The 11,049-nt window shown below is 69.0% G+C and carries 9 protein-coding genes and 1 pseudogene; 8 read left to right on the top strand and 2 right to left on the bottom strand.

Annotated elements, in window-relative coordinates; genetic code table 11:
* Positions 1-598: electron transfer flavoprotein subunit alpha/FixB family protein (locus ACF1B9_RS08365; RefSeq protein WP_391795897.1), on the top strand; the 598-nt coding region annotated here is incomplete at its 5' end.
* Between the two features lie 184 nt (positions 599-782).
* On the top strand, positions 783-2,081 hold the full coding sequence (locus ACF1B9_RS08360; RefSeq protein WP_391739743.1) for a DUF6986 family protein: 1,299 nt from the start codon (positions 783-785) through the stop codon (positions 2,079-2,081).
* Between the two features lie 99 nt (positions 2,082-2,180).
* On the opposite strand, the gene ACF1B9_RS08355 is transcribed toward ACF1B9_RS08360, so the two are convergent.
* Complete coding sequence (locus ACF1B9_RS08355; RefSeq protein ID WP_391739742.1) at positions 2,181-3,209, bottom strand: LacI family DNA-binding transcriptional regulator; 1,029 nt, start codon at positions 3,207-3,209, stop codon at positions 2,181-2,183.
* A 176-nt stretch (positions 3,210-3,385) separates the two neighbouring features.
* On the opposite strand from ACF1B9_RS08355, the gene ACF1B9_RS08350 reads away from it, so the two are divergent.
* Positions 3,386-4,405, top strand: coding sequence for an ROK family protein (locus ACF1B9_RS08350; protein WP_391739741.1), 1,020 nt, complete (start codon positions 3,386-3,388; stop codon positions 4,403-4,405).
* A 132-nt stretch (positions 4,406-4,537) separates the two neighbouring features.
* On the opposite strand, the gene ACF1B9_RS08345 is transcribed toward ACF1B9_RS08350, so the two are convergent.
* The gene (locus tag ACF1B9_RS08345; protein ID WP_391739740.1) at positions 4,538-6,574 is read right to left on the bottom strand and encodes an NPCBM/NEW2 domain-containing protein; all 2,037 of its coding nucleotides are present in this window, start codon (positions 6,572-6,574) and stop codon (positions 4,538-4,540) included.
* Positions 6,575-6,840: 266 nt separating this feature from the next.
* Between ACF1B9_RS08345 and ACF1B9_RS08340 the strand changes: the two genes are divergently transcribed.
* The 5 genes and pseudogenes from ACF1B9_RS08340 (at position 6,841) to ACF1B9_RS08320 (ending at position 10,735) form a co-directional block, all read left to right on the top strand.
* Positions 6,841-8,130, top strand: a complete 1,290-nt coding sequence (locus ACF1B9_RS08340) for an ABC transporter substrate-binding protein (RefSeq protein WP_391739739.1) — start codon at positions 6,841-6,843, stop codon at positions 8,128-8,130.
* A gap of 46 nt (positions 8,131-8,176) precedes the next feature.
* Complete coding sequence (locus ACF1B9_RS08335; RefSeq protein ID WP_391739738.1) at positions 8,177-9,091, top strand: carbohydrate ABC transporter permease; 915 nt, start codon at positions 8,177-8,179, stop codon at positions 9,089-9,091.
* A complete protein-coding gene (locus tag ACF1B9_RS08330) occupies positions 9,088-10,011 on the top strand; it encodes a carbohydrate ABC transporter permease (RefSeq protein WP_391739737.1) in 924 nt (307 codons plus the stop codon). Before ACF1B9_RS08335 ends, ACF1B9_RS08330 begins: the two co-directional genes overlap by 4 nt.
* Positions 10,012-10,143: 132 nt before the next feature.
* Positions 10,144-10,338: pseudogene (locus ACF1B9_RS08325) on the top strand (IS256 family transposase); the annotation flags it as partial.
* A 76-nt stretch (positions 10,339-10,414) separates the two neighbouring features.
* Complete coding sequence (locus tag ACF1B9_RS08320) at positions 10,415-10,735, top strand: hypothetical protein (protein ID WP_391739736.1); 321 nt, start codon at positions 10,415-10,417, stop codon at positions 10,733-10,735.
* Positions 10,736-11,049: the final 314 nt, after the last annotated feature.

Below are 11,049 nucleotides of genomic sequence, written 5' to 3'. Positions count from 1 at the left end.
ACAGGGTCCGGTCGCCACGCAGTCGGCGTTCGCGGCGTCGTTCACGACCAGGTCCCGGGTGTCGAGGGGTACGCCGGTGATCACGGTCAAGCCGAACTCGGCTCCGGTCGAGGCGGCTGCGGCGGCGGGTGCGGTCGAGACCCTGGCGGTGTCGTTCTCCGCGCAGGCGACCGGCACGAGGGTGCTGTCCCGTACGCCGCGCGAGTCGACGGGGCGTCCGGAGCTGACCGAGGCCGCGATCGTCGTCTCCGGTGGCCGTGGTGTCAACGGTGCGGAGAACTTCGCGGTCATCGAGGCGCTCGCGGACTCGCTCGGTGCGGCCGTCGGTGCGTCGCGTGCCGCGGTCGACGCGGGCTGGTACCCGCACTCCAGCCAGGTCGGCCAGACCGGCAAGTCGGTATCCCCGCAGCTGTACATCGCCTCCGGCATCTCCGGTGCGATCCAGCACCGGGCGGGCATGCAGACGTCCAAGACGATCGTCGCGATCAACAAGGACGCCGAGGCCCCGATCTTCGACCTCGTCGACTACGGCGTCGTCGGCGACCTCTTCCAGGTCGTGCCCCAGCTCACCGACGAGGTCAAGTCCCGCAAGGGCTGACCCCTCCGTCCCCGACGGAGTCCCGACGGTGTCCCGACGGTCCGGGGCCGTGTGGTGTGTACTCACCACACGGCCCCGGACCGCTTTCGATCACCATTGACGCAGATCCGACGGCCTTATAACTTCACTATACGGATTGTTGATTCCGGGAAGCGGAAACAGCGTGACTGTGGAGGGTGTGGAAATGGGTCAGCAGGAGAAGGTGGCAACGAGCCTCGCCGGTGCGGTCAGCGAGGAGATCAGCGCCTCCCTCACCGCGGTCGACGCCGAGCTCGCCCGTCGCTATCCCGGGGACCCGGGGACGCGCCAGCCGGTCCACACCGTCTATGTCCCGGGCGACACGTTCATCTCCGGCACCATCCGCTCGTGGGGCGACCAGGCGCTGCAGGCCCTCGACGAGCACGCCCCCGACGCGGGCGCGTTCGCCGCGGCGCTCGGCATCCCGGACGAACTCGCCGCGCCCGTCCACGACCGGGTGCGCGCCAAGCTGGAGCGCGAGCCCGTCGAGGACCTGCGCATCGACTTCGAGGACGGTTACGGCCCCCGCCCCGACGCCGAGGAGGACGAGGACGCGGCTCGCGCCGCCCGGCTCGTCTCGGAGGCGTACCGGGACGGTACGGCGGCCCCGTACATGGGCATCCGGATGAAGTGCATGGAGGCGGCCGTGCGCGACCGCGGCATCCGCACCACGGACGTCTTCCTCACCGGCCTGATGCGGGCGGGCGGTCTGCCCGACGGTCTGGTCCTGACCCTGCCCAAGGTGACGTACCCCGAGCAGGTCACCGCCTTCGTCCGGCTTCTCGAAGCGTTCGAGAGCGCGCACGGGCTGCCGGCCGGCCGACTCGGCTTCGAGATCCAGATCGAGACCAGCCAGTCCATCCTTGCCGCCGACGGCACCGCCGCCGTCGCCCGCATGATCGACGCCGCGCAGGGGCGCGCCACCGGTCTGCACTACGGCACCTTCGACTACAGCGCCTGCGTCGGCGTCAGCGCCGCCTACCAGGCCAGTGACCACCCGGCCGCCGACCACGCCAAGGCCGTCATGCAGGTCGCTGCCGCGGGCACCGGCGTACGGGTGTCCGACGGCTCCACCAACGTCCTCCCTGTCGGCCCCACCCGCCAGGTCCACGAGGCCTGGCGGCTTCACTACGGCCTCACCCGCCGCGCCCTGGCCCGCGCCTACTACCAGGGCTGGGACATGCACCCGGGTCACCTGCCCACGCGTTACGCGGCCGTGTACACCTTCTACCGCGAGGGCCTGGAGCAGGCCGCCGCGCGCCTTGCGGCATACGTGGCCAAGGCCGGTGGCGACGTCATGGACGAACCCGCCACCGCCAAGGCGCTCAGCGGGTACCTCCTGCGCGGCATCGACTGCGGGGCCCTGGACACCGCCGAGGTCGCCCGTCTGACCGGGCTGACGCGCGCGGACCTGGAGGCGTTCGCGTCGCCGCGCCGGGGCGGGCTCACGGTGACCGCGCCGTAACGGCGGAGCGCACACCGGTCGCACCGGCGACTGGACGGCCGCCCGACGCGAGGCGCAGATCCGGCCGGACCGGTCCCGCGGCGGCGCTGCCCCGGACGCTCAGGCGGGCGGCAGTTCGCCCGAGCCGCGGGGAATGAGCGCGGTGGGGATCTCGACGCGGGCCGGGGTGTGGTCCGCGCCGTCCAGGCGGCGGAAGAGGTGCTCGGCGGCGGTGCGGCCGACCGCGGCGGCGTCCTGCGAGATGACGGTGATGCCGAGCAGATCGGCCAGTTCGATGTCGTCGAAGCCGACCAGGGCGATCCGGCGTTCCTGCTCGGCGAGGACACGCACCGCCGTCACCGTGACCCGGTTGTTGCCCGCGAAGAGCGCGGTGACGGGTTCGGGACCGGAGAGCATCTCCTCGACGGCGGCGCGGACCCGGCCGGGGTCGGTCGAGCCGAGGGAGACCCAGGAGTCCTCGACCGCCGTCCCGGCGTCCGCCATGGCCGCGTGATAGCCGCGCAGCCGCTCGGTCGCGGTCTGGATGCGCGGCTGGTCACCGATGAAGCCGATCCGGCGATGGCCGTGCGCGATCAGATGGGCGACGCCCTCGCGGGCACCGCCGAAGCTGTCGGAGAGGACCACGTCGGCATCGATCCGGCCGGCCGGCCGGTCCACGAAGACGGTGGCGATGCCGGCCCTTATCTCCGGTTCCAGGTACCGGTGGTCGTCGCCCGCCGGAATCACGATGAGCCCGTCCACCCGGCGCGCGCACAGGGCGAGCACCAACTCCTGCTCACGCTCCGGGTCCTCGGCGCTCGAACCGTTGATGAGCAGCGCGCCGTGCGCACGGGCGACCTCCTCCACGGCGCGGCTCAGGGGCCCGTAGAAGGGGTCGGCGAGATCCTCCAGGACCAGGCCGATCGAGGCGGTGCGGCCCTTGCGCAGGACCCGTGCGCTGTCGTTCCGGCGGAAGCCGAGTGCCTCGATGGCTTCCTGGACCCGGCGTTCGGTGTCGGGCGTGACCCCCGGCTCGCTGTTGACCACACGAGAGACCGTCTTGAGGCCCACTCCGGCACGGGCGGCCACATCCTTCATGGTCGGCCGGTTGCCGTAACGGGTCTCGGGGTGACGGGCGGTCTCGGTCACGGTGCGCTGTCCTGTCGTCGGCGGGCGGTTTGGCGGTCCCGCGAGCGATGCCGCGGAGAGGCCGGGGACTGTGCCGTCGAGCATAGGCCCTGGACAACGTTGTCAGCTGAATGGAGACTGGGGAGACTGTTGACCGAAGCCGCAGGTCCCCGCCACCTACTCACGGAGCCGCACCGATGCTTACCGACCTCGTCGCCGCGCTGGACATCGGCGGCACCAAGATCGCCGCCGCGCTGGTGGACGGTGGCGGCGCGCTCCTCGTTCGGGCGCAGCGGCCGACGCCCGCCCGGGAGAGCGCCGAGACGGTGATGGAGGCCGTGGCGGAGGTGCTGGCAGAGCTGTCCGGATCACCGCTGTGGGGACGGGCGAGGGCCGTCGGGATCGGCAGCGCGGGCCCGGTGGACGCCTCGGCCGGCACGGTGAGCCCCGTCAACGTTCCCGGCTGGCGGGATTTCCCGCTGGTGGAGCGGGTGGGCGAGGCGGTCGGCGGTCTGCCGGTCGAACTGGTCGGCGACGGGGTCGCGATGACGGCGGCCGAGCACTGGCTGGGCGCGGCCCGGGGCTACGACAACGCGCTGTGCATGGTCGTGTCGACCGGTGTCGGCGGCGGACTCGTCCTCGGCGGAAGGCTGCACCCCGGTCCCACGGGCAACGCAGGGCACATCGGTCACGTCAGCGTGGATCTGGACGGCGATCCGTGCCCGTGCGGTTCGCGCGGCTGTGTCGAGCGCATCGCCAGCGGACCGAACATCGCGCGCCGGGCGCTGGAGGCCGGCTGGCGGCCCGGACCGGAAGGCGACGCCTCGGCCGCTGCCGTGGCCGCCGCCGCGCGCGCCGGGGACCGGATCGCCCTCGCCTCGTTCGAGCGCGCCGCGCAGGCGCTGGCCGCCGGCATCGCCGCCACCGCCACGCTCGTCGAGATCGATATCGCGGTGATCGGCGGGGGAGTGGCCGGAGCGGGCGACATCCTCTTCACTCCGCTGCGCCATGCCTTGAGCCGGTACGCCACGCTCTCCTTCGTCCGGCAGCTCACGGTGGCCCCGGCGGTGATGGGGACCGACGCGGGACTGGTGGGCGCGGCGGCCGCCGCGATCCGCGTGGGCAGAGGCGGAGCGGTGGCGGTCCAGGGACTTCCGGCCGCGTCAGGCCGGATCAGCGAGCGGGGCCCGGTGCAGGGTCACGCGAGCCCGGCGTGATCCGGGCGGGGAGACCCTCGTACGCCGGACGCGCCCGACGAGATGCGCCGGACGCGCCGGTGACGCCTGATGCCCGATCGCCGATCGGGGGCGCGCGACCCGCGCCCCCGACCCCCGGTCACCTCCCCGTCGTCAGCAGGTGATCCGCAGATCCGCCCAGTCCGCGTGGTCGGAATCGATGCCGTCCCCGCCGTCGGTGACCACCAGACGTACGATCTGCGCACCGCTCACGTCCGCCGAGAGCGGCTGCGCGGGCATCGCGTTGGTCAGCACGCCGGTCGACGCCGCCTTCGTACCGTCGGCCCACACCTCGAAGGCGACCGTGCCGTTGGCGCCCTTCTCGTCGTCGACCCCGACCTGCGCCGTCACGGCGCTGCACGCCCCACCGGTGTAGAACTCGACGACGCTGTCGGCGTGCACACCGAGGCCCTTGGCGAAGACCGTGCCGCCGATGGTGAGCGGGTTCCCGTCGCCGGCCTTGCTCTCACCGTTGCTGGTGTCCTTCTCGACCGGCCCCCAGCCGTTGGTGGCGGAGAGCATGGGCAGATCGCTCATATGGCTGACACCCGACGGTGGTGCGACCACCACGTGTGCCTGGAACGGGACCGTGGACGTCACAGGTGTCCCGGCCGGTGAGCGGTATCGGGCGGTGAGCCTCAGGTCGTACGTCCCCAAGGCCGTGCCTGCGGGCGCCGTCAGCTGCCAGCGGGTGGTCAGGGACCGTCCGGTGGGCAGGGCCGGTGAACCGGTCGGTGAAACCGCCCTCACCTGCCAGCCCGAGGGGCCGGTGAGCGCCGCGGACACCTTCGTGGCGGCGGTGCGACCGAGATCCGTCACCGTCGTCGTGAGCGCGGCAGTGCGACCGGCCTCGATCAACGGGTCGGCGTCGACGCCGAGTTCCACGGCGGGCGGGTGCGCGGCCCACTTGCGGTCGGCGGCGATACGCAGCAGCACGGTGCCGTGTGCCGGGACGGTCGCCGAGACGTCGCCCGCGGTGTTGTACGTCGTGTGCTCCCACAGATCGCGCATCGTGTACGCGGTCGCCCTCGGCAGCCCCACGGCCTCGGCCGTCGTCGAGATGCGCTGCGCGCCGCCGGTCTCGTTGAAGAGGGCCACGACGCGGCTGCCGTCCTGCATCTCCTTGGTGACGACCCAGCGCCCGGCGGTGGAGGAGAGCACGGTGCCCTGCTTGCCCAGCGGGTCCTGATCGACTGCGACGACCTCGCGGTTGGAGAGGATCTCGAAGGTCTCCGGGCTCGCCTTGCGTAGATCGGAGCCGATGAGCAGCGGGGCCGCCATCACGGACCACATGGAGAAGTGGGTGCGGTACTCCGTGTCCGTCATGCCACCGTTGCCGACCTCCAGCATGTCGGGGTCGTTCCAGTGTCCCGGGCCCGCGGCGGCGGCGAGGGGCAGATTCTGCTTCATGATCGACAGCATGCTGCCCCAGCTGTCATTGATGTCGCCGGTCGTGCGCCAGAGGTTGCCGAGTTCACCGGCCCACTCCCAGGGCTTGTTCTCGCCCCATTCGCAGATGCTGTAGACGATGGGGCGGCCGGTCGCCGCCAGCGCGTCACGCATCGTCGTATAGCGCTTCTTCGCGTCGACTCCCTGATTGTTGCAGTTGTCGTACTTGAGGTAGTCGATGCCCCAATCCGCGAACTGCCGCGCATCGCTGTACTCATGGCCGAGCGCACCTGGAAGCCCCACGCTGTCGCAGGTCTTGGTGCCGGCACTGGTGTAGATGCCGATTTTCAGGCCCTTGGAGTGGACATAGTCGGCGACGGCCTTGATGCCGTTCGGGAAGCGCTGCGGATCGGCCTCCAGTTCGCCGTCCGCATTGCGCTGCGGCTTCGCCCAGCAGTCGTCGAGATTGACGTACTGATAGCCGGCGTCCTTGAGGCCCTTCTCGACAAAGATGTCGGCGATGCCCTTGACCATCGATTCGTTGAACTCGGCGCGGCAGTGCGTCGAGTTCCAATTGTTGAACCCCATCGGAGGTGTGAGCGCGAGCCCGTTGTCAGCCTGCGGGGCCGGTGCGGGCGCGGGGGCGGGCGAGTCGGCGGCTGCGGGAACGGTGGCTCCCGCGGCGCAGAGCAGTCCGGTCAGCAGCGCTCCGATGACTTTGTGATGGCTGATTCGGGTTGTACGGGTTGGAAGATGACGCATCGTTACGTTCCTCCATACTCGTGCATGATCGGATGACGGCATGCGCACGCCAATGCGTGCGATTACGTTAGGCCGTGTTGAAGTCTGTTGGAAGGGCGAGGGTGCCGGTTGTCCGGTATCTCGTCAAAACCCTTGACGGCATCATCACTTGGGGGTGAGATCCAATCGCACGTTCGGTTGTGTTGGGTTGCATCCCAGGGGAGTTGGGCATGGCGCAGTCTGATGACGACAGGTCAAGTGTGCCGGGCAGCGTCGCAGGACATCGGATGTCCCGACGAAGTCTGTTGCGTGGTGCTGCAGTGGGCGCGGGAGCCGTCGCCCTTCCCTCGCTGCTCACCGCCTGCGGGAGCGGCCCCGGTGGTGACGGAAAGACGATCACCCTGGGTTCGAATTCGTCCGACCCGATTCCGAAGAAGGCCTTCGCCGACGCTTTCGCCGCGTACGAGGCACAGTCGGGCGGGCGGAAGGTGAAGGTCAACACCGTCGACCACAACACCTTTCAGGAGAACATCAACCGGTATCTGCAGGGCAAACCGGACGATGTCTTCATGTGGTTCGCCGGTTACCGGATGCAGTTCTTCGCCGAGAAGGGCCTGCTGCACGACATCAGTGACAACTGGCAGGACTACAAGGGCTTCTCGGACGCGCTGAAAGCCCAGTCCACCGGTGCGGACGGCAAGCAGTACCTCACGCCCTACTACTACTATCCGTGGGCCGTCTTCCACCGCAAGAGCCTGTTCGCCGACCGCGGCTATCAAGCCCCGAAGACGCTCGACGAGTACGTGGCGCTCGCCAAGCAGATGAAGAAGGACAAGCTCGACCCCATCGCCTTCTGCGACAAGGACGGCTGGCCCGCCATGGGCACCTTCGACTACATCGACATGCGGACCAACGGCTATGAGTTCCACAAGAGCCTGATGGCCGGCGAGGTCGCCTGGACCGACAAACGGGTCAAGGAGGTCTTCGACACCTGGCGCAGGCTCCTGCCGTACTGCCAGCAGGGGGCCAACGGGCGTACCTGGCAGGAAGCCGCCACCAGCCTCCAGAAGAAGGAGGCCGGCATGGCCGTGTTCGGCCTGCCGCACCCCGGCGCACAGTTCCCCAAGGGCGAACAGGGCGACATCGACTTCTTCCCCTTCCCCGTCATCAACCCGGAACACGGGCAGGAGGCGGTCGAGGCACCCATCGACGGATTCCTGCTGGCGAAGAAGTCGAAGAACCTGAAGAACAAGAAGTCCCTGGAGAGCGCCAAGGACCTGGTCAAGTGGCTGGCCACCGGGAAGGCCGAGGACATCTACCTGAAGAGCGACCCGAACAACATCGCGGTCAGCGACCAGGCGGACATCTCCGCGTACTCACCGCTCCAGAAGAAGGCCGTGGAACTGGTCTCCGGGGCGAAGCAGATCTCCCAGTTCCTGGACCGGGACACCCGGCCGGACTTCTCCTCCACAGTCATGATCCCGGCGATCCAGAGGTTCATCAGCAACCCGAACGACGTGGACGGTCTGGTCAACGACATCGAGCGGCAGAAGAAGACCATCTTCGCCGCCGACTGACCGAGGACGTCCCCGATGGAATCCGACCGAACCTGGAGTACCGACCGTGTCGCTCATCTCGGCGCGGCGCACCGGACGGCGGGTCACGCGGCGGTTCACCAACCGCGACCTCGTCGTACTCGGTGTGCTGCTCGGCATACCCGTCCTGCTCGACATCGCCGTCGTGTGGGGGCCGACCCTCGCCTCCGTCGTGCTCTCCTTCACCAGCTGGGACGGCATCGGTGAGATCAAGTGGGTCGGTACGCGGAACTACGAGAACCTCTTCACCAACTACCCGCAGTTCTGGCCCGCCGCCCGGCACAATCTGCTCTGGCTCGGCTTCCTCGGTCTGGTGGCCGCGCCGTTCGGACTGCTGCTCGCCGTACTCATCGACAGGGGCGTGCGTTTCAGCCGTTTCTACCAGTCGACCCTCTACATGCCCGTCGTGCTGTCCCTCGCCGTGGTCGGTTTCATCGCCCAACTGGTCTTCTCCCGTGACCAGGGTGCCCTCAACGCGGTCATCGGGGACACGAGGTCGCCGACCGACTGGCTCGGCGATCCGGACCTCAACATCTGGATGGTCCTGCTGGCCGCGGCCTGGCGGCACACCGGCTATGTGATGATCCTCTACCTTGCCGGACTCAAGGCCGTCGACCCCTCGCTGAAGGAGGCCGCGGCGATCGACGGGGCCGGCGAGGCCCAGACCTTCTTCCGTGTCGTCTTTCCCACGCTTCGGCCGGTCAACGTCATCGTCGGCGTCATCACGGTCATCGAGTCCCTGCGCGCCTTCGACATCGTGTATGCCGTCAACCACGGCCGCAACGGACTCGAACTCCTCTCCGTGCTCGTCACCGACAACATCATCGGTGAGGCCAGCCGTATCGGATTCGGCTCCGCCATCGCCGTCGTCCTGCTGGCCGTCTCCCTGGGATTCGTCGCGACGTACCTGGTCCAGGAACTCCGAGGGGAGAAGAACCGTTGACCGTCCACACCGCCCCCGCGCGCCCCGGCGCCCCGGCGGCGCCACCGGCCCCGGCCGTCCGGCGCCGCGTCCGCCCCGGCAGGATCGGCGTCCACGCCTTCCTGATGGCGGTCTCCCTCGCCTTCCTCGCCCCGCTGCTGCTCGCGGTGTACGCCTCGCTGCGGCCGTACGACGAGACCTCGGCGCACGGCTACTTCTCGCTGCCGCGCCACCTCTCCCTGGACTACTACCGCCAGGCGTTCTCCGATTCCGGTATGACGAAGTACTTCGTCAACACCATGATCATCGCGGTTCCGGGAGTACTCGTCACCCTCTTCCTCGCCTCCTTCGTGGCCTTCGCGCTGGCTCGCCTGAAGCTGCGCGGCGGGCTCGTCCTGCTCATGCTCTTCACCGCCGGGAACCTGCTGCCGCAGCAGGTGATCGTCACACCGCTGTACGTCGTGTTCAACCGCATCCCGCTGCCCTACTGGATGTCCGACTCGATGACGATGTTCGACTCGTACTGGGCCGTCGTCACCGTCCAGGTCGGCTTCCAGATCGGCTTCTGCGTCTTCGTGCTGGCCAACTTCATGCGCACCCTGCCACGCGAGATCCTGGAGGCCGCGGTCGTCGACGGCGCGGGCGTCTGGGCCCGGTACTGGCGGATCACCCTGCCACTGTGCCGCCCGGCCCTGGCCGCTCTCGGCACCCTCCAGTTCACCTGGATGTACAACGACTTCCTGTGGGCCCTGGTCTTCATGTCCGACGGCGACAAGCTCCCCATCACCTCGGCGCTCAACAATCTTCGCGGCCAGTTCTTCACGGACTACAACCTGCTCGCCGCCGGTTCGGTCATCGTCGCCCTGCCGACGCTCGTGGTCTTCCTGTTGCTTCAGCGCCACTTCATCGCGGGCCTCACGCTGGGTTCGAGCAAGGGGTAGTCCGGCCGTCGGCGGCCCCGGTCCGCCGACAGCCGGACCCGTACGGAGGGACACCGCCGGCCCGGGACAGGGAACCTGGTGCGGGGGACTGAAAAACGTTCGGTGTAACTCCCGATCATGGAGGATGCATCGATGACCAGCGACAACGTGACCGAGGCCGAACCCGTCGAGCCGTCCGAGGCAGCGTCAGCGAAGTCTGTGGACGACCGGCTGATTGACGAGCTGGTGGGCCGGGCTCAGGCCGAGGGCTTGCAGCTGACCGGCGAAGGCGGGCTGCTCCAGCGGCTGACCAAGCGGCTCCTGGAGTCGGCCCTCGAGGGTGAGATCAAGCGTGCCGCCCCACTGCGTTGCGACCGTGCCTGTCACGGGTTGATCGGTTCGTGCATGGGGGTAGTGAGCGTGCATGAATGAGATCCTGGTGGAAGAGAACTTCGCGCGTATAGATGGCCGCGACATGAACGTCATCCTCGACCTCCTCGGCGGGCTGAACCTTGAGGCCGAGCCCACTGCGCCACGCAGCAGCGGCAGGGGCCGCCACTGGGAGCTGACCATGTACTGGCAGCCGACGGGACCGATCCCGGAGAGTACCGAGGCGGGATTGCCCGACACGGTCGCCAGGATCAGGGACCACTTCGTCGCCGCCGGGAAGCAGCCGCCATGGAGGGTCGCCGTCTATCGTCGGGATGGGTTGGTGCTCTGGACCTTCCAGCTGGACGCCGGGTAGGTGACCACCACGGGACGGAGCGTTCCGGCGCGTCGGATATGAAGCCGCGCGCCAGGGGGCAGCCACACTGTGGCGCGCAGAAGCACTTCGGCCATGACTCTGATGCCCGTTCACCTCGCGCGACGTCGCCCGCCCTTCTCCAATGATCTGGTCCGTCACGTGAAGATCCCGTCGGTCGACCCACGGGCGGGCGGCGCGTGGAGCCCTGCCCCAGGAACGCTCGTACGCACGCTGCTACCTGCGACTTCCTCTCCAGGGGAACGATGTACGCGCCTCCTGGTGAGGGGCGCTGTTGACCACCGAGCTTGTTCTGC

This window comes from Streptomyces sp. NPDC014727, assembly GCF_043083485.1.
Taxonomy (GTDB): Bacteria; Actinomycetota; Actinomycetes; order Streptomycetales; family Streptomycetaceae; genus Streptomyces.
This window is presented reverse-complemented; position numbering and strand designations above follow the sequence as displayed.